The organism is Spirosoma litoris (genome assembly GCF_054776755.1).
The window spans coordinates 208,267-234,390 of sequence record NZ_BAAHBI010000057.1; the positions used below are offsets into that span (position 1 = coordinate 208,267).

General features: G+C 50.0%; 19 protein-coding genes. 8 read left to right on the top strand and 11 right to left on the bottom strand.

Features of this window, described 5'->3' with window-relative positions:
- Nucleotides 1-62: 62 nt before the first annotated feature.
- The 5 genes from ACYVGR_RS30510 to ACYVGR_RS30530 all read right to left on the bottom strand — a co-directional run bounded on the left by ACYVGR_RS30510 (nucleotide 63) and on the right by ACYVGR_RS30530 (nucleotide 3,831).
- Complete coding sequence (locus tag ACYVGR_RS30510) at nucleotides 63-506, bottom strand: 5-fold beta-flower protein (protein ID WP_460963749.1); 444 nt, start codon at nucleotides 504-506, stop codon at nucleotides 63-65.
- A 20-nt stretch (nucleotides 507-526) separates the two neighbouring features.
- A complete protein-coding gene (locus ACYVGR_RS30515) occupies nucleotides 527-1,186 on the bottom strand; it encodes a class I SAM-dependent methyltransferase (RefSeq protein WP_460963750.1) in 660 nt (219 codons plus the stop codon).
- 3 nt (nucleotides 1,187-1,189) lie between these two features.
- Entirely contained in the window at nucleotides 1,190-2,053 is an 864-nt protein-coding gene (locus ACYVGR_RS30520) for a DUF2911 domain-containing protein (protein WP_460963751.1), read from the bottom strand.
- 13 nt (nucleotides 2,054-2,066) lie between these two features.
- Entirely contained in the window at nucleotides 2,067-3,158 is a 1,092-nt protein-coding gene (locus ACYVGR_RS30525; protein ID WP_460963752.1) for a YncE family protein, read from the bottom strand.
- Nucleotides 3,159-3,384: 226 nt separating this feature from the next.
- Nucleotides 3,385-3,831: a hypothetical protein gene (locus ACYVGR_RS30530; protein WP_460963753.1), complete on the bottom strand. Its 447-nt coding sequence runs from the start codon at nucleotides 3,829-3,831 to the stop codon at nucleotides 3,385-3,387.
- A 179-nt stretch (nucleotides 3,832-4,010) separates the two neighbouring features.
- Between ACYVGR_RS30530 and ACYVGR_RS30535 the strand changes: the two genes are divergently transcribed.
- Nucleotides 4,011-4,379, top strand: a complete 369-nt coding sequence (locus ACYVGR_RS30535; protein ID WP_460963754.1) for a four-helix bundle copper-binding protein — start codon at nucleotides 4,011-4,013, stop codon at nucleotides 4,377-4,379.
- A gap of 61 nt (nucleotides 4,380-4,440) precedes the next feature.
- Here ACYVGR_RS30535 and ACYVGR_RS30540 read toward each other — a convergent pair whose 3' ends face one another.
- Entirely contained in the window at nucleotides 4,441-5,499 is a 1,059-nt protein-coding gene (locus tag ACYVGR_RS30540; RefSeq protein ID WP_460963755.1) for a sialidase family protein, read from the bottom strand.
- A 702-nt stretch (nucleotides 5,500-6,201) separates the two neighbouring features.
- On the opposite strand from ACYVGR_RS30540, the gene ACYVGR_RS30545 reads away from it, so the two are divergent.
- The 6 genes from ACYVGR_RS30545 (at nucleotide 6,202) to ACYVGR_RS30570 (ending at nucleotide 12,731) form a co-directional block, all read left to right on the top strand.
- On the top strand, nucleotides 6,202-6,558 hold the full coding sequence (locus ACYVGR_RS30545; protein ID WP_460963756.1) for a hypothetical protein: 357 nt from the start codon (nucleotides 6,202-6,204) through the stop codon (nucleotides 6,556-6,558).
- 71 nt (nucleotides 6,559-6,629) lie between these two features.
- Nucleotides 6,630-8,837 (top strand): TonB-dependent receptor, encoded by a 2,208-nt coding sequence (locus tag ACYVGR_RS30550; RefSeq protein ID WP_460963757.1) that lies wholly within the window; start codon nucleotides 6,630-6,632, stop codon nucleotides 8,835-8,837.
- A 14-nt stretch (nucleotides 8,838-8,851) separates the two neighbouring features.
- Nucleotides 8,852-9,478, top strand: a complete 627-nt coding sequence (locus tag ACYVGR_RS30555) for a hypothetical protein (RefSeq protein ID WP_460963758.1) — start codon at nucleotides 8,852-8,854, stop codon at nucleotides 9,476-9,478.
- Nucleotides 9,479-9,485: 7 nt separating this feature from the next.
- On the top strand, nucleotides 9,486-11,498 hold the full coding sequence (locus tag ACYVGR_RS30560; protein WP_460963759.1) for a heavy metal translocating P-type ATPase: 2,013 nt from the start codon (nucleotides 9,486-9,488) through the stop codon (nucleotides 11,496-11,498).
- Between the two features lie 412 nt (nucleotides 11,499-11,910).
- Nucleotides 11,911-12,126 (top strand): hypothetical protein, encoded by a 216-nt coding sequence (locus tag ACYVGR_RS30565; RefSeq protein WP_460963760.1) that lies wholly within the window; start codon nucleotides 11,911-11,913, stop codon nucleotides 12,124-12,126.
- A 95-nt stretch (nucleotides 12,127-12,221) separates the two neighbouring features.
- Complete coding sequence (locus ACYVGR_RS30570) at nucleotides 12,222-12,731, top strand: hypothetical protein (RefSeq protein WP_460963761.1); 510 nt, start codon at nucleotides 12,222-12,224, stop codon at nucleotides 12,729-12,731.
- A gap of 14 nt (nucleotides 12,732-12,745) precedes the next feature.
- Here ACYVGR_RS30570 and ACYVGR_RS30575 read toward each other — a convergent pair whose 3' ends face one another.
- Nucleotides 12,746-13,021: a hypothetical protein gene (locus tag ACYVGR_RS30575; RefSeq protein ID WP_297369816.1), complete on the bottom strand. Its 276-nt coding sequence runs from the start codon at nucleotides 13,019-13,021 to the stop codon at nucleotides 12,746-12,748.
- Between the two features lie 382 nt (nucleotides 13,022-13,403).
- Between ACYVGR_RS30575 and ACYVGR_RS30580 the strand changes: the two genes are divergently transcribed.
- Nucleotides 13,404-18,536 carry an Eco57I restriction-modification methylase domain-containing protein gene (locus tag ACYVGR_RS30580; RefSeq protein WP_460963762.1) on the top strand — a complete coding sequence of 1,711 codons (5,133 nt, stop codon included), beginning with the start codon at nucleotides 13,404-13,406 and terminating at the stop codon, nucleotides 18,534-18,536.
- Between the two features lie 106 nt (nucleotides 18,537-18,642).
- On the opposite strand, the gene ACYVGR_RS30585 is transcribed toward ACYVGR_RS30580, so the two are convergent.
- From ACYVGR_RS30585 to ACYVGR_RS30600, 4 genes are all read right to left on the bottom strand, one after another.
- Nucleotides 18,643-19,263: a hypothetical protein gene (locus ACYVGR_RS30585; RefSeq protein ID WP_460963763.1), complete on the bottom strand. Its 621-nt coding sequence runs from the start codon at nucleotides 19,261-19,263 to the stop codon at nucleotides 18,643-18,645.
- 464 nt (nucleotides 19,264-19,727) lie between these two features.
- Complete coding sequence (locus tag ACYVGR_RS30590) at nucleotides 19,728-20,927, bottom strand: tyrosine-type recombinase/integrase (RefSeq protein WP_460963764.1); 1,200 nt, start codon at nucleotides 20,925-20,927, stop codon at nucleotides 19,728-19,730.
- An 81-nt stretch (nucleotides 20,928-21,008) separates the two neighbouring features.
- The gene (locus tag ACYVGR_RS30595) at nucleotides 21,009-21,794 is read right to left on the bottom strand and encodes a Fic family protein (RefSeq protein ID WP_460963765.1); all 786 of its coding nucleotides are present in this window, start codon (nucleotides 21,792-21,794) and stop codon (nucleotides 21,009-21,011) included.
- 1,236 nt (nucleotides 21,795-23,030) lie between these two features.
- Nucleotides 23,031-26,105: a Tn3 family transposase gene (locus ACYVGR_RS30600; RefSeq protein WP_460963766.1), complete on the bottom strand. Its 3,075-nt coding sequence runs from the start codon at nucleotides 26,103-26,105 to the stop codon at nucleotides 23,031-23,033.
- Between the last annotated feature and the right edge of the window lie 19 nt (nucleotides 26,106-26,124).

Below are 26,124 nucleotides of genomic sequence, written 5' to 3' on the forward strand. Positions count from 1 at the left end.
GTGATAAATGGGTAGCCTACATCAACGGGTATTGGGATGCCAACCGGAGGAACTTGCCTGGCTTACTTCATGTGCGTATGCCCGGCCTGAAAGCAATGCAGCGCACAGGCCGACCCTTTATAGCTGTCGTGCACATTGCCGATTTTAGTACCTTTGGCGTCGAAAATGTCGCATGTATTGTCGGCATTGTCCTTAATGGTGAACATCAAATCGCCGTTGGCATCCATGTATGTTTTGCCATCTTTGCCTATTCTTCCCATTTTCTTGCCCGTTTTCGCATCCACAAGGTTGCCTTGACCATCTACGAAGGCAATTTTTTTACCGGTAGCATCCATAATCATCCGGTCTTTTGAAATGGTGCCAACGGCTTTGCCCGCCCCATCTTTAATCTGTCCAGTGGCAGAAATAGTCATTGGCTGTTTGTAGTTGGCCGATTGGGCGAACAAGAGTGAAGGCAGGGCCATGAACAAGGCCAGCATCAGCATTACGGTTTGTTTGGTTTTCATACTATTCGTTGTTTAAGCAATTAGGCTGGCTTTACTGCGTAGTGCAAAGCCAGTGTTCCAAAAAGCGTGTTGACTTGACTGGTCTGAGTAATCTGACGAAAACCCCCACTGTAGAGCCTATTCGGTAGTCGTCCCTCTACGTTAGCTCTGGTTGTATCGAACCCGTCAAAGAACTGAAGACCGTAAAACAACAACCTCATAAATTCATTGGCCGGCTTGCCCCAATCCGCCAGCATTAATACACCTCCCGGTGACAATACCCGATGCATCTCCAAAATCGATTGCCGTTTATCCGCATCAGACAGATGGTGCAGCAGAAGACTACAGGTAACGATGTCCATGCTATCCTGGGGATAGGGCATTGCTGTTGACAGGCCTCGATCCAGCGTGACCGGCCAGCCCATCACCGCCTGTTTTTGCCGGGCAATAGCCAGAACCGTTTCATCACCATCCAACCCAAACACACTAGCTCTAGGAAACTGCCGATGCAATAACATGGCCTGTGTACCCGTGCCACACCCCACGTCAAGGATGTACCTGGGCTTGCTGTCCTGAATTGGTTCAAGCAGTAGCGTCCGAAAGTGTTCTTCCTGCATGGTTAGCGCCATTAGCCGGTCATAATACCGGGTTAAGCCGTTCCAGCGCAAGGCGGGTTTGTACGAAGCAGTAGCCGGTTTCATGGTTTACAATTTCTTTTCCCACTCAGCAATGAGCTGATTATTGAGTGTAACGTACTCGGTAAACTTCTTCTCGGCGGATAATTCTGCTGACTTCCGGGCAGCAGCAATGGCCGCTTTGTAATCGCCTGTTTTCGCCAGCAACTTGGCTTGCAGATGCAGGTAATTGAACGCCGGTTTGCCGGTAGCCGCTTTGGTGGCCCACGTCAAGGCCTGTTTGGCATCCTTGTTTGTGTCGAAATAATACAGGGCCGACTGGTAAAATACGCCCGACTCCTCATCGGTAGCGGCTGCCGTGCGTTTTAGGATGTCCGCCGTAATGCGCTCGTCAGCGTTGCTCACGAGCGGAAAATGCACCGACGTATTGGCCCATGTCAGGTACAGATTGGCCTGATTCTTTACCAAATCCTGCACCTCGATGGTGAACGACTCATAAAACCGCACGGATGAATCAGGTTTGACCGTAAACCGCAGCACATCGTTCTTCGCTTCGTACCCCGCCGTGCCATGCCCTTCCGTATACGAGTTCAGGATTACCGTCCATTCGGTGCGGGTTGGGATGGTGAAGAGCGAATATTTGCCAGCAGGTAGGAGTTTACCGGCTACGGTCATCGGATCGGTAATGGTCAGGATGGTGGCATCCGACGCGCCGGTGCGCCACAACTCGCCATAGGGGACCAGCTTGCCAAAAACTGTTCGGCCCTTCACTGCCGGGCGCGAATAGTCGATGGTCAGGTCTGTAAAGCCAACCTTTTGTTTGACCGTTGCTGATGGGGAGGGTTCTGGTAAGCTCAGTTGTGCAAGGGTCGCTTGCGTAAACATACCTGTCAATAGGATAAGCGTAGCAATTGTTTTGGTCAGTGCGATCATGGCGCGAATGGGTTTAGTATTTGAGGACAATGCCGTTGGGCTTTTTACCCACCGAGATGTCTTTGATTTTGCTGCGTTTAGCAACGTCCACCACGGATACCGTAGCCGCCCCCTGATTGGTGACGTAAGCGGTTGCGCCATCTTTGGTGAAGGCAATGGCGTGCGCGTCGAGGCCCGTCTGAACTTCACTCATCTTCATCCAGCTACCATTCATACGCTCGAAAATAGAGACCTTATTACCTGTTCCGGCCTGGCTGACCCAGAGTTCGTTACGGGTGGCATGGTACGCTGCGTAGCCAGGCGTGAAACCCAGCTTAATCGTTTCCACAACGGTTAAGGTCGCTACGTCGATCACGCTGATGCTTTGGCCTTTTTCATTATCTACATACATCCTGCCATCGGCTCCGGGCCACGCGCCAACCGGGTCATCGCCAACCGGAATCGTCTTGGTAACCGACTTGTCGGCGACCTTGATGACCGTGACCGTATTGCTCATGCCATTGGCCACGAATGCGTATTGACCGTTTGCCGACATCGTTACTTCGGCTGGTTCCATGCCTACCGCGAGGGTATTCTTCAATGCCATCGTAGCTGCATTATACACCAATACCTTGCCGGCATCATCCATCTGGGAGGTCCATATTTCGGAGCCGTCGGGCGAAAACACGGCGTTATGGTTCATCACCGGTGTTTGCTGGTTGACCGTCGTCGCGCCCGTTTTAGGGTCTACCACCAGCACCCGACCGGTCATGCCTGATGTGCCACCCGCATGACCGGCGCTGAGGTCCATACCCGGTACCCCAACGCCGAGTTTGCTGCCATCGGGGGATAGGTAGATGTGATGTGGCCACATGATCATGTCGGTCATTGACATCGTACTGTGGCCGCCTGAGGCTTCGCCAAAGGAGATCGTTTCTTTCACCTGCTGACCAGCCAGATCAATAACTGACAGGCTGTTCCCCTCAGCATTGACGACGTAGGCAGCGGGGTAATTAATGTTTAGTTCGGGTTGCATGGACGACATGTCGTGCATGTTGCAGGCTGATAAGCCCAGCATCAATAAGGCCGCTATAGCCAGCGCCCGTCCGGGAGTTTGGTTGTTCATTGGAAAAGATAGGTTGTGAAAATGATGTCTGACAGCTGACCGAAGGCTAGGTTCCTTAGCATAGAAACCGCTCAGCTTAGACAGGATCAAAACATAAGGAGCACCTCGGCCGGTATAGCCGCTGGTCGCATGAGCAGGGAACCCCGCTTAACAGAGTCGCACAAAAAAACCGCTGACCGGGACGTTCAAATCCGTCCGCCAGCGAGTAGCGACATGAATCGTTGGCTCAAATAAGCCAGGTACAGAGGGAGGTCAGACGAAACCGACCCGTTCGATGGAGTGGGGTGTCGGCAAACGAAGAAATGGGTTCAGCCGAAGAGAAGGGCAGCAGAGCCGCCAGCAGAAGCTGAAATTGGGGATTGGGTAGAAAATCTGCTGGCTGGGGAGCCTGATGCGGGTGATAGTCGGCCACGAAGCTGCTCACATCGAGGTGTTCATAGCTGAGCGTTGTCTTACAGCAGGGTACCCTTTTAACGACCGGTTCGCCCGTTGCCGGAACTGATGGTTCGTCAGCCAGACAGTGTTTGGGACAATTTCTCTGAACTGCCAGCAGGGTCTTCGAGTGGCCGCGCATCTGACACCAGTGTTCCACCATACCAAAGCCCATGCTGCTTACCAAAACCAGAAGGGCCAGCCAGCAGCAAAATAGACGGGTATGTAGGGATTTTGGCATTGAATACACGATTACCGAAACAAAGGTAATTGCTTTTCTAAACAGATGATTTACAGGATTCCGTGTAGCCTTTACAAAATTTATAGAAGTGAACCGTATCCTTAGCGAACGGGATTAATCCACTCAACCTATCGACGTTGAATCAGTTACTCTAACTGATAACCAAAACGTCTGTTTGTATGGAAACTGCCTTAGCCCCCCAACATTTTCAGGAATGTATCGACGCCTGCCAGGACTGCGCCGTAAGCTGTGATGCCTGCGCCGACGCCTGTTTAGGCGAAGTGGATGTAAAAATGATGGTCAACTGCATTCGACTCGATCGCGATTGCGCCAGGATTTGTTATATGGCCGTCACCTTCATGGCCAGTGGTAGTCCCCATGCAGCTGATGTCTGTCAGCTTTGCGCCCACCTTTGTGAAGCCTGTGCTACCGAGTGCGGAAAACATGCTGACCACATGGATCATTGCCGACAGTGCGCCGAAGCTTGTCGGAAATGCGCTGAGCAATGCCGTAAAATGGCTCAGGGTGCCCACGCAATGGCGGCTTAATAAATCGTAAAGCGAACAAGCTCCATCGGGTTAAAACCTAGTGGAGCTTGCCAGTTCATGCTTACGGCTTAGCGTGTAAAGTAGTTGTAGCCATCATCACCTGCCCCTCTGACTCCCAGACGCACATTACGGTTTGACCCGCAACGGCAATACTGGGCATCTGACCTTTACCAACCTGGAGTGTTGGATTAGCCGCTGATTTGACCCAAATGATGCCTCCCTCATCCCAAGCTAATACGGGTTGTGCTGTTCCAGCAGCTAAGGTTATGTTACGACCCGTGGTAATTGATTGCTCTGGCTCACCGGGTAAACATGTATATAAGTTATCTTCACGTCGCCAGGCAGTAATGGGCTGACCTGCTGCTGAAAGAACGACCGCGCCCCCATCCATCGGACAAGCCGTTAATTTCCAGGTGCCCGTACCCAGTTTTTGGGCAGGAGCGTAGGTCTTGCCACCATCCGTCGAGTGAATCAGATGTAAGTCACGTGAACCGCCCAGCCAATTGCGGAACTGTACATATACATCATTATTTTTAGCGGCAAGTGAAACCTTACAGCACTCGCAAACGGTGCCATCAGGCGATCTATAGATAACCTGATTTTTGGACCAGGTGCGCCCCCCATCCCGGGAAGAGGCTCCGACAATTTTATTCTTCTTATCGTCACGCAGGTCAAGCCAGGCGGCATGGAACAAGCCATTGCCACTACCAGCGATGGCTTGAAAGCCTTCTTTGGCGATCTCGGGTACATCATTAACCTGTATGGCTGGAGACCACTGATTTGTAGCTCGGTTGAGTGAGTACGCATAAATATCACCTTGCCGGTTAACGGCGGTTATCACAATAAACTGATCCGTGATAGCCAGTTGTGGGCCACGCTTGGCCCCGGCCACTAAATTGGGAAGGGTCGCTACCTTACTTGGCGCGTTAAAGGATGCCGTTTGGCTTTTGGCCATAGCGTAAAAGATGGTTGAGTCTTGGCCGTACACCAGATGCATTGCCCCTTTTGTATCAGCTATAATAACGGGTAGATGGCCAGACGCGACTTTTTGAGGAGTTGAGGGCTGACAAGTTGCGGAGAGAACCCATAGCTGCAATAGAAAAAATAATAGATTGCGCATAACAGAGAGGAACAAGCAAATGAATTTACGAATATGATAAAGCGATTCTAGCCTGATATATAATGGAATGTTACCACGACACCTCTTTAAGTAGTTGAAATCAAGTGACTATCGAAGCACATTAACGATTTACTTCATGTAGAGATTAAATAGCTCGAAACCCACTCGTATGGCTTCTGAATGGGTTGCCTGAGCCTATTTCACGCTACCCATAATGATATTCGGACTGGCTCCCCTCCTACTCAACCGGCCATTTTCTCCCGATAAATGCCGGGCCTGCGGCGGCGGACCGTACCGTTGCGAATAACGGATGCTTTTAATGAACTCGTTAACTTACTATCAATGAATAAGTTGTGTTACTATTATCTAACACTAGAAATCGTTCACGAAAACGTCGATTTTAAGACGTACATGTCAATTTGGTTCAACGGCAAACCCAAACGTATGGTTTGAAGTATGCTTTAGCAACTAACTGTCTACTAGTTACTCAACTTATTGCCTAACCTACTTTCTGTTGAATTATAACGTAAAAGTTATTTCCATTTAAGTCTGACAAGGCTTTCAATTTAACGCCCTATTTATTGATACGTAAACTCCTACTGGTCCCATGTTGGAGCGTTTTAAGAGAATAAGTGAATGAAGATTTACTTAGCGAAGAACGTAAGCTAGTACCTTTGCACACAAGTAAACGAGCGTATACATGTGAACAGAATACCGTTCCTTTCCGGCTATCGTTCGTATCTTCGCGCCGTGAAATTGTGGCGGATTATATGGGCAATATATGTGCTGGTGCTTTCGGGGCTACCCTGCGAAGCTTTTTGCTCCGATGAGTCCACCACTGAACAAACTTTACCCGCAGACGATCATCGCCATGATGCCGGTTGTTCGCCCTTCTGCCTCTGTGCTACCTGTCCAGGCTGCACCCTGCCGCAAGCTCCGCAATTAATCGGTGCAATCATGGCCATTTCACCCCTCATTCTGGCAGTGCTGACTTCTTACCAGGCTCCGCATACGCTCGATGTACCGGGGCGGATTTGGCAACCTCCCCGTTTGGGTTAGCTCTCTTTTTGTTCGTTCTGGTCGGCCTCTGACTGGCCGGGCGACTATTGCTAACTAAAAACATCTCTTTCATGAAATCGCTCATTGTGTCACTCTGGTTGACACTCTCCACAATACTTATAGCCTGGGGGCAAAGCTCCCTGCGCGTTTTAATTCAGGATGCCCAAACCCACAAACCCTTGATCGGGGCAACCGCCCTGCTGAATCCTGGCCGGATCGGGGCCGCTGCGGATACCTCCGGGCGGCTGGTGCTGGCCGTACCAACAGCGGGGCGCTATGCATTCACCTGTTCCTTTGTCGGCTATGAAAGCCAAACCGATAGCCTGACGCTTCCCGATAATGATTCCCTGGTCGTGAAACTCCGGCAAGTCGAAGGGGAAGAACTCGAAGAAGTCGTGGTGACTTCGACGCGCAGCAATCGCAGCATTGATGACATTCCCACCCGGATCGAAGCCATTACCGGCGAAGAACTGGAAGAAAAGGCGAATATGCGACCGGGTGACATTCGAATGCAGCTTAACGAAAGCACTGGCATTCAGGTACAGCAAACTTCGCCCGTATCAGCGAACGCGAACATTCGCATTCAGGGCTTGGATGGACGGTACACCCAGATTTTACAGGATGGTTTGCCACTCTATTCGGGCTTTGCCGCTGGCTTGAGCATTTTACAAATTCCTCCGCTAAATCTGCGGCAGGTCGAAGTCATCAAAGGCTCGGCATCGACGCTCTACGGGGGCGGGGCCATTGCGGGCCTGGTCAACCTGATTACCAAACGACCAACCGCCGAACGGGAGCTTAGTTTTATGCTCAATGGCACCACGGCGCGGGGCCTCGACCTGAGCGGTTTTTGGGGTCAGAAGTGGGAAAAGATTGGCGTAACCATGTTCACGGCCCGCAACACCCAACGCGAGTACGATCCCGGCAAAACCGGATTTTCCGCTTTGCCTAACTACGAGCGCTATACGGTCAATCCCCGGCTTTATGTCTACCTCAATCCTACGGCTATGCTGACGGTGGGGGCAATGGGTAATTGGGAAAATCGCATCGGCGGAGATATGCAAGTACTTGATGGCCGAACTGATAATACCCATCAATATTTCGAGCGTAACCGTTCGGATCGGCTGGCCTCACAGCTCCAGTTCGATAAGCGTTTTGAACGTTCTATTCTGACGCTAAAAAACAGCGTGAGTTACTTCAACCGGGTTATTTCGCAACCCGATTATCGCTTTGCCGGTCACCAGGTGGCCAGCTTCACGGAAGCCAGTTACACCCATACCGGTACGCGGTCGGAATGGATCGGAGGGGGCAATCTCTGGACCGAACAGTTTACCGAAGATGGGGCCGGGCAGGGGGCATCCAGCCTGGGACGCAATCACCAATACGTGACGGTGGGAGCCTTCGCCCAAAATAATTACACGGTGCGTCCCTGGCTTACATTAGAAACGGGATTGCGGGGAGACTATCACAACCGATTCGGCTTCTTTGCGCTGCCAAGGGTGTCAGCCCTGTTCAAACTGTCCGACCGTTTGACCTCCCGGCTTGGTGGGGGGGTGGGTTATAAAGCACCGACCATCTTTACCGAAGATGCCGAAAGCGTCGCCTTTCGCAACGTACGCCCGATTGATCAAGCTACAGCTCAGGCGGAAACGTCCATTGGGGGTAATTTTGATGTGAATTATCGTACGACCTTGTTCGATATCATCGATGTGTCGATCAATCAGCTTTTCTTTTATACCAAGCTGAATCATGCCCTGGTGCTGGATATTCCAGCCATTATTACATCGGGACCAAGTACGGCCGGGTATCAATTCACCAACGCCAACGGGCCAATCGACAGTCGGGGGTTGGAAACCAATCTGCGCCTGAGCTATGAAGCTGTTAAGCTTTATGCTGGGTATAGTTTGGTGGATACGCGTAGACGTTACAGCGGGGCCGAATTCAATAGTGCCATTCCGCTAACGGCCAAACACCGGGTGAACCTGGTTGCGGTGTACGAATTGGAAGGTAAATTTCGGTTGGGCCTGGAAGCCTACTACATTGGTCCTAAACCGCTTTCGACTGGGGAGACTTCGCGTTCTTACTGGCTGATGGGCCTCATGGGTGAACGCCGATGGAAGCACTTTAGCGTGTTTGTCAACTTTGAAAACATGCTTGATATCCGTCAGGATCGTTACCAGGCTGTCATTCTCCCTCCCCTCAACCGACCTTCCTTCCGGGAGGTATGGGCCCCTTTAGAAGGATTCGTGGCCAATGGTGGGCTTAAATTATTTCTCCAGTAAAGCTCAATCTAATCATGGAAGCACTTGTTACGGGCAGTTTGACGCTTAGCCTGCTTCATGCATTGATTCCCAGCCATTGGCTTCCATTTGTAACCATCGGCCAAACGGAACGGTGGAGTCTTCAGCAAACGTTGATCATAACAGCTATTGCGGGACTGGCGCATACCGTCAGCACAACGCTGCTGGGCGTATTGGTAAGTTTGGCGGGATGGCAGTTGGCGGAGAATTACCACGACCTGTCGGAAAAGGCCATTCCTTTGCTCCTGCTCGCGTTGGGTGCATGGTATTTGATGCAACATCTGCGCCATCGTCATGTACATGACCACATCGAAGCCGGATTGGTACGTAAGGCACGTTCATTTTCAGCACTGCTTTTTTCGCTGGGGCTAGCCATGTTTCTATCGCCCTGCCTGGAAATTGAAGCCTATTTTCTTAGTGCGGGGGCAAAAGGCTGGGAAGTAGTCCTGCTGGTCGCACTGATCTATAACGTGGTTACCTTAACGGGGATGCTTCTGATGGTGACCCTAGGACGACGGAGTTTACAACAGATTAACCCACATTGGTTTGAACATAACGAAAACCTGATTACCGGTCTGACGCTTTTTGGGCTGGCAGTACTTAACTTTTTTATTGAATTCTAAACATACTATGGCACACGATCAAAACGGTCCGGCGCACCGGCACGACGAAGACGGTCACAACCATGATGATGTGGAACTGATCGAGGAAGGCACCACGCCCGCAGCCGACGCAGCTCCGACTAAAAAAGGCCCTGAACAAACCTGGCGTACCTACGCCCCGGCTGCTATCAGTCTGGTGCTGTTGCTGGGCGGCATTGCGCTGGATTCTGTCAAATTAAGCTGGTTTAAAGATCCTATCCGGCTTATCTGGTACGTGGCGGCCTACCTGCCCGTTGGCTGGCCGGTGCTAAAACGGGCTTGGAGTAGCATTCTGAACGGTGATGTATTTACCGAATTTTTCCTGATGGGCGTGGCCACGCTCGGCGCGTTTGGTATCCGCGAATATCCTGAAGGCGTGGCTGTCATGCTGTTTTATACCATCGGCGAGTTGTTTCAGGATGCCGCCGTACTGCGGGCGCGTCGCAGTATCAAAGCCCTGCTGGATGTACGTCCCGACGAGGTAACGGTACTCAAAAACGGGCAGGCGCAAACCGTAAAAGCTGCAACAGTGGCCGTTGGCGATGTGATTCAGATTAAAGCAGGCGAAAAAGTAGGGCTGGATGGCACCATGCGTTCTTCCTCAGGTACGTTCGATACGGCAGCCCTGACGGGGGAAAGCGTGCCCCGCACCATTGAGAAAGGCGAAGCGGTACTGGCAGGTATGATTAACCGGCAGTCGTTAGTCGAGATGGATGTGACGACGCCCTATCAGGATTCCAAGCTGTCTCGGATTCTGAAGCTGGTGCAACAGGCCACAGGCCGGAAAGCGCAGACCCAGGAATTCATTGCCCGCTTCGCCAAAATCTATACCCCAGCTATCTGTGCACTGGCTTTACTGATTACGATTGTCCCGTATTTCTTCGTTGCCGACTATCAATTCCGCGACTGGTTGTATCGGGGTTTGGTCTTTTTGGTCATCGGTTGTCCGTGTGCGCTGGTGATCTCTATTCCACTGGGTTACTTCGGCGGTATTGGTGCCGGGTCAAAGCAGGGTATTCTGTTCAAAGGTTCTGTGTTTCTGGACTTGATGACACAAGTCAAAACCGTCGTCATGGATAAAACAGGTACGTTAACTAAAGGCGTTTTTAAGGTGCAGGAAGTCAAACCCGTTGGCATGGACGCAGCAGAACTGGCCCGGTTAACAGCCGCGCTGGAAAGCAAATCGACTCACCCGGTTGCCACTGCCATCATTGACTATGCCCGTATCCACGTCGGGGAAAAGGGGTACGAAACGGCGACCGTTGAAAACGTAGAGGAAATTTCCGGACATGGGCTGAAAGGGACCGTCGAAGGAAAAGAGGTGTTAGCCGGTAATGCTAAACTACTGCGCAAATTCAATGTATCCTTTGATGAAGCCCTCACACAAATTCCGTTTACAATCGTCATGACGGCAATAAATGGAACGTTTGCAGGCTATTTCACCATCGCCGACGAAGTAAAAGCCGATGCCGCTGATGCCGTCAAACGCCTGAAAGCCGATGGAATTCGCACCGTGATGCTGTCGGGCGATAAAGCGGCTGTTGTGGAAGCAGTTGCCAAACAGGTTGGCGTAGACGAATGGCACGGCGATTTGTTACCTGAAGACAAGGTTCGTGAGGTCGAGCGGTTAAAAGGTGAACAAGGTACTAACCCAAAAGCAAAGTTAGCTTTTGTCGGTGATGGCGTGAACGACGCGCCGGTGGTTGCGCTGGCCGATGTCGGAATGGCGATGGGCGGACTCGGGTCGGATGCCACCATCGAAACCGCCGACGTGATTATTCAGAACGACGAACCAGCCAAAATCGCCATGGCAGTCGAGATTGGCCGGGCTACCCGCCGGATTGTCTGGCAAAACATCACCTTGTCAATGGTCGTCAAAGCTATTGTACTCCTGCTGGGCGCTGGTGGGTTAGCGACTATGTGGGAAGCCGTGTTTGCCGATGTGGGTGTAGCCATGCTAGCTATTTTAAACGCTGTACGGATTCAAAACATGAAATTCTAGGCATCAGGTCAAGCGAGTTTTTACCTGTTGAAAACTTGCTTGACCTGATGCCTAGAATCTGGTAAAGCATATTCGCCCGGGGCTTTAAGTAGGTATTTGATTCATTAAATGTCTATCGCTTGAAATGCCCGTTCAAAGAGATATGTAAAGTAGCTGTCCTAGCAAAGTCATTCTGTTCGAGCCTCGGTCTCAAATTGTCATCTCACTAAACAAAATCAATATCTCACATTTTAGCTGAGTTTGTGAGACTGATTTTTCTCCCAAATGACGAAAAGGTTAGTAAGTTGACGTATTTCTAAGCAAATGGGTCATAAAGGGGACGAGAAGGTTATAGCTCCGCAAGAATACTCTCCAGGGTGTTTTCTTTCCCGCCGGGAAGACCTACCAACAACAGGGTAACTATCTTTGAATTATGAATGAAGATAAAGAAGCACTTATAAGCTGGTTTATCAGTAAGCAATGGGCCGCTACGTATCATAAAATATCGGCTTGGGAATCGACTGATAATCTGGCTAAGACCATCAATACCACAATAGAAGCTACACGACAAGGTAATGAAAATTCAGTTGAGGTACTGAAACGCCTTAAAACTTCACTCGACAAACAGCCAGATGAAAATAAGGCATAATGACTGACCGATCTGGCATTCATGGGGTGTCCGGTTTAGAGTAAGAACATCGTCGTGCCCCGCACCATCTGGTCAATGCTCGTGTGGGCGTAGATGTGATTAAAGCCCTCCTCGACAGCAGGGGGCGTCGGGTAGCGGGCCAGCTGCTCAAGGCTGACTTGCCGGAGTTGGGCTATCAGCTCGGGCCGCAAACCAATGAATCGTATCCCTTCGATGATATTCGAGTGGGCATTGAGCAAGTAAAGCGTCAAGCCGTTAGCGTCGCTCTTGACCCAGTCAGCGACCGCATCCGAATCGATTTTACGGATATTAAGTGGAACGTCAAAGCTGAAGTGGCCAGGGAACTCGATCAGAAAAAACGGAAGGCCCTCCCGTTCGTAGAGACCGTACCGAAGCAGGCCTCGGTTGAACAAGGCGCGGTCGTCGACGGGGTTGAGCGAGTAAAACAGGATGTCGAACAAGCCGCCCGTCATCAGGGCTTTAATCGATTCCTGCCCCGTGGCCTGGTAGCGATCGATCGGAAATGGCCGACCTATTTCAAAACTCATCATAACGTGTTGCTTGATTTAGCCTATAGTGGTTCTGGTGTATACCTGTCAATATGATGCACAAAATGGCCCTACTTTACCCGTTCGATCCGGACGCAGTTGACGTATACCTCGACCCGTTCAAGGAGTCGGTAAATCGCAGCTGAATAGGCGGTATTATTCTGCAAATTTCCTTCATATAGGACTTCAGCCATCAGCCTACCCTCAACCAGTTGCTCGGCAATATGCCAATTGACGGCCTCCTGGCTGGCGATATTCAGGTGATAAAAACTCACCAACAAATTGCCATCGGGCGTTCCGGTTAGCCGAAACTTAACGACATTTTTGATTCCGCTATCCGTTCTCATGCAGTTCCTTTATGGGTTGTAAACGTATGAATTGGCGATGGCTGTTCAGAGTAGTTAGGGCGTGGTCTGCACGAGTTTATCAGCAGTTGTTTTGGGTTTCCTTCAAGGCTCCTTCCAGTGGATTAAATCTCGGAATAATCCCCGTATGAACCCGAGGCTTATCAACTTTTGTCGACATCACTTCACCAGCTTCATGAGTGAAGAATAAACGATGCCCGGATGGGCAAGTCGGAATACGTTCGAAATAGAGGCCCTACGGGCCTAATATAACAGGGTAAAGGGTTGTATTCTAGTTAGTTAGTAAAAAGTTCTTAGGGGTTTTCTCGGTCGGCATATCGGTATTTTTATATGCTAAACAACAAAGAGAACACTTAAGAATCGTATGAAACCTCTCAAAGCCAAACGCCCGGCAACTTCGCAACAGGGCGCACCCGTTCAACTCAGTTTATTTGACGTATTGCTACAAGTTGCACCCGAACTGGTTCCTGCCGTTCGAGCGGTTAACCAGATCGTTTCGCCACAAATTCAACGCTTTACCCTACGGCAAGAACCCGCCCCAACGGGCGAAATAGGCCGGATACGCGCTAATCTGGCGGCTATTGCCCTCTGTAAGTCGCTTACTGCCAATCAGGAGCAACCCACACCGGAGCAGTGTAACGAATTGGCCGGTTTTAGCGGATGGGGCAGTTTATCGGCTATATGGGATGAGGTTACCCACAAAGCTACCGACGTGGACGTGCAGACTGAAGAACAAAACCGCTGGTACCGGAAATACAAGAATCTGCGAATGGAGGCCGATTCGTTAACGACACCTATGGAGCGGGAACGGGCCGGGCAGAGCACCTTAAACGCATTCTTTACCAGCATTGAGGTCATTAAACGAATTTGGGCGTTAGTGGAAAAAGTAGGCTTTAAGGGAGGCCGAATTTTAGAGCCAGCCGCCGGTACAGGTCATTTCATCGGGGCTATGCCCGATCATTTACGGCAAGCCTCTACGATTACCGCCGTCGAGAAAGACCCCCTGTCAGCCGCTATTTTAGCGCTGCTTTATCCCGAAGTGATTACCCACGCAACGGGTTTAGAGGTGGCCCCGCTGGAACGAGGCAAGTACGATCTAATTATTGGAAATGTGCCGTTCGGGGATTACCCTGTTTTTGATGCTGTGGACCGGGATTGGTGCCCGTTTCACATTCATAATTATTTTATCGGTAAAGCCTCCCGGCTTGTCGTTCCCGGTGGATTGGTTTGTTTCATTACGTCAATGGGCACGCTGGATGCCGGTAGTAAAACCTTTCGCCTTAAACTGGATGAACAGCGCATGGAACTGTTGGGTGCCATTCGTCTGCCCTCCTGCGCCTTTGATAAAACCGCCAGCACCGAAGTAACGACGGATATTTTACTATTTCAAAAGCGGCCCGAAAATCAGGCTCGTACCTCGTTTGCCCAACCCTTTGTCAATACGGCTACGCTGCGAACACTGACCAGCGAGGGAGAAGACCAAGACGACCCCCCCGTTATGCCAAGCATTCAGGTCAACCAATATTACGTTGAAAATCCCCATAGGATGTTAGGGGAAATGACCTTTGCCAGCGAAGTAGGAAAGGGAGGGCTTTACCGGGGCGACCGCCAGACGTTATTTCTGGAACGCAGTAGCGAACTGGCTACCCGCCTGGATGAAGCCGTAACTCAATTAGGTAACCAATTACAGGGGGCCGCCAGCCGGTTTGGTCAAACAGGGGCAAAGTTGCCCGAAGAACGCACGGAACGTATAAATCCCGCTTTGGGCGGAACCGTGAAAATTCGGGGCCGGATGTGGAGCAAGCAGAGTATATACCGTTCCTATTCGACCCTAAAACGCCTGTTCTTTGATTTGTTAAAGGCGGAACAGAATCAGAGCGATTCCGTTTGTGATTCATTACGTCAGGAGCTACAAGACCACTATACGTTCTTTGTCACCACGTACGGGCGATTGTCCGCCAATCGGTCGCTAAACTGGATTGAATCCGTAGACGGTCAGTTTTTAAGCGTTCAGGCGCTTGAAATTCAAAAGCTGGATGCCCACGGAAAACCAGTCATTGTTGAATCGGCCATTTTGCGGGAACGGGTTTTTGGAGCCGTTACCACCATTACGCACGTTGATTTAGTAGAGGACGGATTAAGTCTGTCCTTATTTAACCACGGACGTATTGATCTGGATTATATCAGTACGCTAACGGGCAAGCCTATTGGCGAAGTACGTACCTACCTTTTAACGAACGCGCTAGCCTTTATTGACCCTGAACGGGCCGATGAGTTACTAGATGCCGGTACGTATCTGTCGGGGGATATTCGGGAGAAACTAACCCTATTGGAAGGCCGATTGCTGGATGAGCCGCAGTTACAGGCCAATGTAGATGCCTTACAAGCCATACTACCGCCTAGTTTACCGGTATCGTTGATTAGTTTTCAATTAGGATCGAACTGGTTGCCACTGGCTTGTATAACCGACTGGATACAGACGTTGCTTTCGGTAAAACTAACACTCGTATATAGTCCACAACGGGCCGAATACAGTTTGGCGAATCAAACGGGGTATTCCGCCCTCAATCAGTCACAGGGTACTAAAGAACGTACCGCCCTTGACTTAATCGAAGCGGCGTTGAATCAGCGTAGTATTGTCATTACCAAGACGGTACAGGATGAGGCCGGAAATAAAAAGGAGGTCAAGGACATTGAGGCCATGACAGCCGCCGTACAGCAACAGGAAGTTTTGCAGGAACAGTTTAACGAATGGGCGCGGGAGCATTACGCCCCCGCCATAGAAAACGCATTTAACGAACGGTTTAATAGCTACGTCGAACGCCAGTTTGCCAAACCGACCATGGCCCATTATCCCGGTGCCTCCCCGTTAATTACCTTACGTGACCATCAGTTTAAAGCCGTGGAGCGGGGAAAACAGGAGGATTGCCTATTTGCTCATTGGGTCGGAACTGGTAAAACCTGGGAGATCATTTCGACCGCCATGGAATTGATACGGCTTGGCAGAGCATCAAAAGCCCTCGTTGCCGTGCAAAATTCAACCGTCGAGGATTTTGCGAAGGCATGGCGCGCGCTGTACCCCGGCGCAATTGTTTACCAGCCAACCCCGGCTGACTTACAGGCATCCAACCGAAAACGGTTTCTGCAACGGATAGCGACTAACCGGTTCGACGGCATTGTTATTCCGCAGTCGTTCTTAAAGCTTATCCCGGATGATGTGGCGATCGAAGAAGAATTAATTCGGGATGAACTAAGCCGCATTGACTACGACGATAGAGACCCCTCCGCCGAGGGTCGGGCCAACCGCCGGAGCGGGAAGCAACGCGTTAAACAAATCAACAAACGGAAAGCCAAAATAGAAGCCAAACGGCTTGAACAGGCCAGTCGTAAAAAAGATCAGATGCTTAATTTCTCTCAATTGGGAATTGATGCGCTGTTTCTGGATGAAGCCCACAAATACAAACGGTTTGGCTTTACAACCAGCCGGTACCAAATTAAAGGCATCGATACAGCCGGGAGTCAGGATGCCTTTCAAGCCATGGTCAAATGCCGGACCATTCTAAATAAAAATGGGCGGGTCATTCTGGCAACGGGAACCCCTATTTCAAACACTATGGCCGAAGCCTGGACGATGTTACGCTACATAGCCAGCGACCGGCTGGAAAAATTGCAACTAGCCACCTTTGACCAGTTTTGTGGAACATTCTGTAAAGTGGTGCCCGTTTTTGAATTAAGTACGTCGGGGCAGTTTAAGACCGTAGAACGACTGGCGCAGTTTATGAACGTTGCCCAATTGTCAGCCTTATACCGGCAGTCGGTAGACGTTGTATTGGCCGATGATGTACACGAGTTTAAAACCGGCGACTTTTTGCCGGTATTAACCCCGCAACCCGCTACGGAAACCACCCCCGCCAATCCCGGCTTCACCCGTATATTGCTACCCCAAACGCCGGGCATTAGGGCTGAACTTTTTGATATTCGGCAAACCCTGCGCTGGTTCGAGCAGTTAACCGGCAAAGAAAAGCGCGAGAACAGTCATATACCGTTAGTGATGTACGGCAAGGCTAAAAAAGCGACGCTGGATATACGCTTGATCGATCCCACCGCCGAGGATGAACCCGGTAATAAAGTGAACCGGGCTGTTGCAGAAATACACCGGATTTATCACCAGACCAGCGACGTTAAAGGAACGCAGTTAGTTTTTTGTGATGTATTTAAGTCGTCAGCCAGCTTGTTTGCTGGCGAGGCTGACGAGGAAACCGGCGTGGCGACGCCCGGCCGGTCCGCTGGTTCGGTGGCGACGCCTGCCCAATTTAATCTGTTCGATGAAATTGCCTGTAAACTGCGCTTTTTGGGCATTCCCGCTGGGGAAATTTGTATCGTTCCCGCCGATAAAAACAAACGGGAGCCCATTTTTGCCAACGTTCGCACCGGCCAGATTCGCGTTCTGATGGGCAGTAGTGAACGCATGGGCGTTGGCGTAAACGTGCAGGAACGGTTAGCCGCTATCCATCATTTAGACGCTCCCAACCGGCCCACCGATTTTGAACAGCGCAACGGGCGAATTATCCGACAGGGTAATTTATTCGCCGTCTGGAAACGTTGCGTTGAGGTACTAACCTATGGCGTAGAAAAAACCCTTGACGCGACGAGTTACGGACGGTTAGCCATGAAGCAAAAATTTATTAACCAGGTGCTAAAAGGCGGGGCTACGGTTGAAACAATGGCCGATGTATCGGACGACGACGATTTTTCGTCGATGAATTATGAACAGATGATGGCTACCTTATCCGGCTCTCAGACCGCCTTGCTCTATACGGCAAAAAACCACGAATTAACGCGGCTGAATCAGCAGAAAAAGGCGTGGCAACGGGGTTTAATGAACGCACAATCCATGATTGAAGAAGCCCGGCGCACGAGTGTTCATTTAAACGGGCTTTTGCCAAAATTGAGCTTGGAGGCCGAAATCATAAAAAATAAGTTCGTAGACGTGCCGACCGATGAGGTTGAACCTGAGGGAATGATTAAAACGATTGGGTTTAATGGTCAACAGTTTACCAGTAAAGCTGATTGGAGCGAACCATTAGAGCAGTATTTCTCCGAAATCAAATCCGCAGCCCGGCGCACCAACGGCGCGTATAGTTCAGGACTGCTTACGGTAAACGGCTTGGATATACAGTTGAAAGGCGAATGGAGCGGCCATGATCGGGAAACAGGCCGCGCTATTTACTCCATCAGTTACCAGTGGGGGGTAAATCTAAAGGGCCAGATTAACTACGGATGGGCATTAGGTACGTCCCTGCGAGCGGCCATTAATCGAACGTTAGACGCGCCCGAAGTAGGAAAAAAACAACTGGAACGGGCTATTAGTCAACAGGAAGCCTTTAGTCAGAATTTGAATCAACCCTTCAAAAAACAGGAGCAGTTGACCCAGTTAAGCCTGCTGGTTGGTGAATTGAAAAAACAGCTGGAAACCGAAGTGATCGAAGCTGTCTAAGGCGTTCGATTTGTTGTTAGCCAATTAAAAAGCCGTTCCCTGCTAGGAAGCGGCTTTTTGCTGACGTCGATTTACTTTACTTCACTTATTCATCCTGGATAAACCGTTATAATTCCAGAAGTTGACGGTGATAGAAAATAGATACCATTGGCCATACGGCCCCACCTACCCACGGCAACCAGAGTTGAATCAACGAAATCCACCCGCCGTTCTGAAGGGCTAGCAAGTCATTATACTGCATGAAATTTCCCAGCTGTAGCCAGAAGAACGTAACAAAGACCAGCGCAAACACCTCCGGTCGGAACATGTATCGATCCATTTGAAACCAGATCGGTCGATTCGGCCAATCCGGATATTTACCCCGATGCCAGTAAAATAACTTGGTGAGGTGCAACCGGGTTATGTAGTAAATACCCCACACTTCAATACCTCCAATGAGTAGTTGAACCAGTAAGATGGCCGTCGTTATGAGCCCTCTAGGTATACTGGTAAACTGACTGAGTCCCTGTAAAAGAAACGATGACAAAAAGGTGATGGTGGGCAAGGCGGCCATCGCTATTGCCCAGATGACAAATAATAAGGTCCAGGGTTGCATGTACTCCCGTTGCACAACGCGTTGCACCCACGGCTTGAGCATGGGTGCATAAAGAGTAAAGAAAAAAGACTGTTCGAACGGTCGCATATAACTATTGGCGAACAGTACGCGGAAGATTCGTATAAAGCCCATAACAGTAAATAGTTAACTGGTGAAATGTTTCACCAAGGTAACAATTAAAGGGCTGATTTTTGTTTTTATCTGGTTCCGTTATACAAAATTGGCTACCGCAAATTAGTAGTAACAGGGGATAAAACGATTGAGAGTAAGGGGCCAAAAAACGACTGGTAAGGCAGGTCTACATGAATATTGGCTATTTTCGTCCCAAGTAAATCCAGTCAGTTAGCAGCAAGGGGCAAGTATGACAAATAGCCAGTTTGTGATTAAATTACTAGCGGTCGGCCTGGTCGGAATACTCCTCATGTTCCTCCTTCTGCGCCGAAAACAGTACTCTCCATTGACCAGAACGCTGATGGATTTGTTAGTTGGGACGACAATGGGTTCGTTCCTGTTGGTCTTGTTGATGATACTGGCCTCCTAATGAATCAATTGGTTAAAACACTTCAGTAAGGCCTAAGGAATATACACGCCTTTGCCTAGTTCGGAAGTTTCTGAAAGTACGTTTTCAGGGTTTGTTTCAAGGTATAAAACTGCGTCGTTTCAATGGATTCATGGCGCAGATGCTGCTGAACGTACACTAACTCAACGCCCTCATCCAGCAGGAGTTGGGCCGTCGTATGCCGAAGACTGTGCGCCGACATGCCTTTCTTTTTAAGCCCATTTATTCGCAGGTGCTTGTTGGTTATGTAGCGAATCTGAGCCGTGGTCAGATTAGTAAATAAAGGTGTTTTCTGATCCTGTTCGGGCAGCGGCCACTGCTGGATACTCCGCAGGTAATCCGCCAGCGGCTCCAGGCAGGCCTCGAAAAGCTTAATGGGCTTTTTGGTGCTTTTCCCTTTTCCCAGCACATGAAGCAGGCGACGCTCGACATCCACGTCGGACAATAGGAGACGCGTGATCTCAACGGTACGTAATCCCTCCAGGCTTAACAGGGCCAGAATAGCCCGGTCGCGGGGCGAGGCGGCCGAGGCCAGCAAGTCGGTTCGCTCCCCGGCTTCCAGGCTCTCTTTGTAAAAGCGACGCTCCACGGTAAACCCTTTCACGGCCTGCACCTCCTGCAGGGCATCGACCTGATCGGGGGTAAGGGCCAGATCCTTTCGCTTGAGCACGCACCAGGCGGCAAGTTGCTTCACCGTTGACAGGTAGACGTTGATGGTGAAGGGTGACTTTCCCTGCTGGTTGAGCTGGGTAATGTAGTCATTGACCGTTATACCCGTCAGCGAGGCTTGCCGGCCCTGCTGCAGCTGCGCGTCGATGTAGTGAAAAAAAGCATTCAATGCCTGGGTATAGGTCTGTTTCGAACGCTCCCCTTTCAATCCTTTGTGCTCCCGAATAAAGCGCAGGATCAGTTCGTTGGCTGCGGGAGAGATCTCTTTTCTGGGCGGGTCCGCCACGATCAGCGGATAGCCCAGTTGCTGATAAAAGAAAAGAAACTTGCGCAGGGGCGAGATGCGATTGGGCCGAAAACCAGCCGTGTATATACCCAGGCTAAACCGATCTACGCCATACCCCTGCTGTAAGCAGTAGTCGAGATAGGCCCTGGCATGACGGGGATAGTTACTGGAAGCCGAAAGCGTAGTGGCAAAATAGGCGATCAGGCGCGATACAGTATAGCTCCCCGGGGCGGAGGCCGGTGATTGGGGCTGATCGTCGGGACGTTTGGCAGGTAGTGGCATTCAAGTGGTAGTCAATAGTCATTAAATAGGTCAAGTGCGGACATCTTGGTGGGGCAAGCTTATCCACCGGGAGGACCCTCGTTAGAACGGTTCCCGGGTGATGCGTTCACACTCAGCCTGTAAATAGGTGATGAGTTGGGTATACATGAAGTCCATGATGGGCGGGGCAACGGACGGCGCGTGAGGTTGATCCAAAGCCCGCCGGTAGGCCTGACGATCAACGGCGTACACTAAACTAATGGGTAGATTGTGGTAGTGCTGTACGTAATTCATAAGCAGGCGAGCTACCCGGCCATTTCCCTCCCCAAAGGGCTGTAGGCAGAGCAGGTCGTAGTGCGCTTTAAAGGAAAGATCATAAAGTTGACGCATGGTTTTCGTGGCGGCCAGGTCTGTGTTAAGCTGTCTCAGCAGTTTATCCACGGCGGCGGGTAGTTTTTGCGCGTCAATTAACTTACGCTGGGCCGTCATGGGGCTGGCCAGCCGGAATTCGCCCTGGCTGGAGTCATAACTACCCAGTAATGTGTGAAGGGGCCCACCCGTCCGTCGCATCAGAGTTGCGGCAATGGATTGAAGCCGAGCGCGATTCAAGGGTTCCCGGTCGGCGGCCCAGGCCAGCATCTGTTGCTGGGCTTGCTGATAATCGAGCAGCATCCAATGATGGGGGGCTGGTTTCGAGTCGGTGGTTGCCCCTTTCCCCAGCAAGGCCAGACTTTCGGCAAGCGTCAGACTACAGCCATCAATAGCGACCGAGTGATAGATGTGAATCAACCCGTAGTGACTACCCACCGGAAGCGAGTCTCTGGTCAGGTCACGATACCAGCTCAGCAAGGCGGGTAAGGTCAGGCTCGATGATTGGGATGAGGGCATAGAGACAAACGTGAACAAGTGTCGATGTACAGGTATCAGTACGTCTTAAAGTGCAACGAGTATTGAACATTGGCTAAAGTGAATTCCAAAGTGCCTCATTTACTGTGGGAATGTCGCATTCAGTATCATACCTGATACGGGTTGCAACTTACAACATTAATGGAATTCACCAATTTACACAAATAATCCTTTGTGTAATGGTGAACAAATTTGTCTTCTTATTATTTATGAAACGGGTTATTGTGCATTGTTTATCGAAACGGATTGGGCCACCCTGTGGCCCCTAGCACGGAGGTGGCTTGAGCAAGCCGGGCTTGAACACCGGTTAGGGAAACGCCGAAATCGTCATTCACCGGCCTGGCCCTCCATGAACTGGCATGAGCTGTTTGCCAAGCAAGAAGACTCAGTTAGCTAATTCAATGAATCAGTATCGTGGTTCTATTATTCGTTATAGCTGGCGACACTAAGCACGCAAGATTTACGACACAAAGCGTTAAAACTAACACCCAATTATTTCTCCAATGTTAGGGGATAGATTTATTATGTCAATTCTCATTCATGCTATTCGTTGCTTAAGTTAAAACTACTTGATCGATTCAAAGTCGCAGTAGCAGGCCACTATACAGATAGTTAAACTGATGTACAACCAACGAAGGGTTTTCATGAACGATTTCTAAGGCATAAGCTAAAGATAATAATCGATTAATCTATAAGTAGTTACGCGTTCATTAAACTTAAAATTTTCACCCTTTAAATGAACGATTTTGGTTGTGACCGTTGACCCGTCTAGAAGACTGGGATGAGTTGATGAGGTTGTTTGCAAAAACATCCTTGTCAACTAACTATGATTTTCAACTAAATTCAATTTTTTGTAAAATAATATTTGATTTCGGCTGATTTCAACTAATTTATTTACTCTTAATGCACAAACAGCATTTCAAACTGTTATAACAAGTCAAAAAATTATAATTGCATTTGAAGAACCAAAAGGTTTAAATTAATTAAGTGATCCTTACCTTTATTAAAATAAAAGCAAACTATAAAAATTTTGGATTCCCAAATGAAGTATTTTGACAACAGGCAAAGCGCGTTAAATATTGACGAAGCAGAGATAGAATATGTATTTAGGGTAATTGCAGAAACTTTTAGATATAAATGGGGTATCTTGTATAATTGGTACAAAAGTTTCATGAAACTACGTTAAGTAGTTAAATTACAGATAGTTGATAAAATATTTTATAAATTAGCACTCAGTAATTCCGTTAAATCAAATTCTACTTGGTCGCGTAAAGCCTCTTCACTAAAATCAAACTCGCCCTGTAAATTCACATGCTGCCAGCTCACCGGTGACGAGCGGCCAATCAGATCCACTAACAGGTTGCGACCTGGCTCCGGCGTTTTGACCACCTGGTTGGTCAGATAAAGGTAATTCCAGCAAATGATGGCGTTTTGTATCAATCGTTTACAGGCATCCGTTCGCTGCTGCTCTTCTTTGGACGCATACTGCATTTCACCACTGCTAGCGTAGAAGACCGCTCGTGCAAACTGGTGGGCGCTTTCCAGCTTGTCTAATTGGGTAGTAATGCGTTTCCGCAACTCACTGTCGTCCATGTACACTAATAGAAACTTGGTCCTTACTAATTGGCCCAACTCCCGCAGAGCTTGATAGACCGGGTGCTTTTGAGCGTACGAACTAAGCCGACGCAGGATCGACGAAGCCGTTACGTGTTTAAGCTTTAAACTAACCACTAACCGAAGTATCTGATCCCAGTTTTGCTCAATCAGGCGAATATTGACGGGCTTGCCAATCTTGAGCGTGTAGTTCTTTAAATTGGGCACGGCCATCTCAGGCATAGGATATAGCTTTTTGTCTTGAAATTCCTTGATGCGGGGTGCAAACTGAATACCCAGTAGATGAGTCAGAGCAAAGATAACCTCGGTGTAACCATGCGTATCCGTACTATGAATGTCGGATTGAACCACCTCATTATGCAACAGTCCGTCCAATACGTAACCCGCTTCGCGTTCCCGTGAACTGAATGTTGTCGAGAAAAACAGACGGTGCAACTCATCCATAAAACTGTAGATGGTAATGCCTTTTTCCTGTCCAAAATACTTGTAGGAATAGTTAGCGTGAATAGAGTCGACAGCGATGTAGTATTTCTGACCATCCGATGCAGTGTGAAGTTGGTCGGGTATCCGGCGAAATAGTTTGACGACGGGCAATTTACCCATCAGCGCCACGATCTGATCGTTGGCATGCCGAAGGTTATCGACTGAAAAGTACCAATTGATAGCACTCTCCAGGCGGCTCAGCGTTAGATGCTTAGCGGTGTAGGCCATCTTCGTGATGCCAATGTTACAGCCATAGGCCAGTAAACCGGCAAACATCGTTCCTTCAGAGGGTCGGGTGCGACTCCCTCGGGGAGTAAAGTGTTCCAGACAATCCGTGAAGCGGCTATGCTGATTAACCGTATGCAGCACTTCGTAGATAGAGATGAAGCGGTCTTGAGGAAACAAGTCAATGTCGACTGCAGGTGCTGGTTCCAGATTGCTTTCAGTAAAGCGGGGCTGCCCGTTGCGTCGTCGCTGGACATGGGAATTTGTGCCATCGTCCAGGCGGCCGAATGTCCGGTCAAAATTGGCGACCAGGTCTTCCTTAAGTTTGGCGAATACTGTGCTTGAATCTGATAAGTGACTCAGGTTAGCCTGCTCCAGTAGCCCATCCCGGTCGGCCAACCAAGTAGGTAACGGTAGCAAGTACTCGTCAAATGGACGATGCAGAAAGGAAGTAGGTAAATTCAGTCGACCGGATTTAAGGGCATCCGCTACGTGCTGTGCCAACAGCACTTTATAGAGCGACACGCGGCTGGTGGCTTTCTCCAACGCCGTGCGCTCCCCGGCTTTAAGAAAGTCCGTTAACAGCGTAGTACCTAATTGACCGTCCCGCTCCCGAAACTGCTGCAAGGCTGTGCCCAATGGATCGCCTGACGCCGTTTGGTAATCAATCTGTCTCAGGATATCGGCAAAGCGATTTTGCAGAGCCCGCGAACGTTCTTCAATAATCTGATAATGAAGCGCTCCCAGTCGGGAGCCTTTGCGCAAGCGTTCCACTTTTGCCGATAGTGTCTGGAACTGCTGGGTAGTCGTGCTACGTAGCCACTCCACTAGTCCGGCTACTTTTTCTTCATGAGTCTTGGCGAACGAAAAGGCAATATCTTCCAGTACGGTTAACCATTGGGCGTGCGTTTGAACGCCGTCCAGCACATCGGTCATATCCTGTTCAGTCGCCTGATGGTGCACGAAGAGCCGGTCTTTTGCCTCCCGGTTGACTGCATTCAGATGAGTTTGTACGGCCGACAGCAGCGTTTCGGTTAACAGGTCTCCCAGCGAATAATACTGATAGACCACAAAGCAAATGAGTCGTAGGTACCTGCGCGTTGGCACTTCGTCTGCAGGAACCTCCTCAGCCGCGAAGATTTGATGATGGCGAGCCCGGAGGACAAAGCCGGCATAGTACTGAATCACCTCATCACTTAATGATAGGACATCCAGGATGGGTCGAAGCAGTTGGTAGGTTTGCTTGAGCCAGGTGTAATCCCGTACGTTTTCCCGAATGGCCGATGGCCTCATCACTTCCTGGGGGCGTTTGAAGCGGGTCAGCCGATAGCGCCATCCGGTGGTGTTTGACGAGTTCTGGTCCGAGGGTTCACTCTCCCACTCACCCAGCGTGTTTAAACGATCCTGAATAGTGGGCGTCATAAACTGGCGTAACTGATCAGTCATCTGAGCTTCGAGCTGGCGAAAGGCTTGGGTGACAACCCCGGCCAGCATGGCGTAGGTGGGCACCTCAACCCGGTGGGAACGAACATAGTCCGCTGTTGAGCGAAAGACGGCGGCTGAATTCATCTGCCGACGGGCGTAGGTTATCGCTTGCTCAAGCGTACGGTCACGTTGACTCTCGTCAAAAGCCGCTACGCCAAAGTGGGTCAAAATCAGGGTACGGTGTCGACCGATCGTAGCCCCTTCGTAGCGTTCCAGGTCAGCTCCCACTAAGCGCCAGCGTCGACGGACGTAATCGACGTCTGCGGCCACAAAATGGCGTGGGCTAAAGAACCGACCGGCCATCTTAAAATAGCCGACCTGAAGGATAAACCCTAATTGTGTATGAGTTGTCAGCAGTTCACGCCGTAGCTCCTCGGCCCAGCCCGGCAGAGTAAAGAAGAACTTGCGTTGCTGGTAGGTAAACTTGGGTGGTCGGTCGAACTCCCGACGCTGCGTTTCGTCAAGAAGGGGTATTGTACGCGCCATAAAAACTCAGAAGAGATTT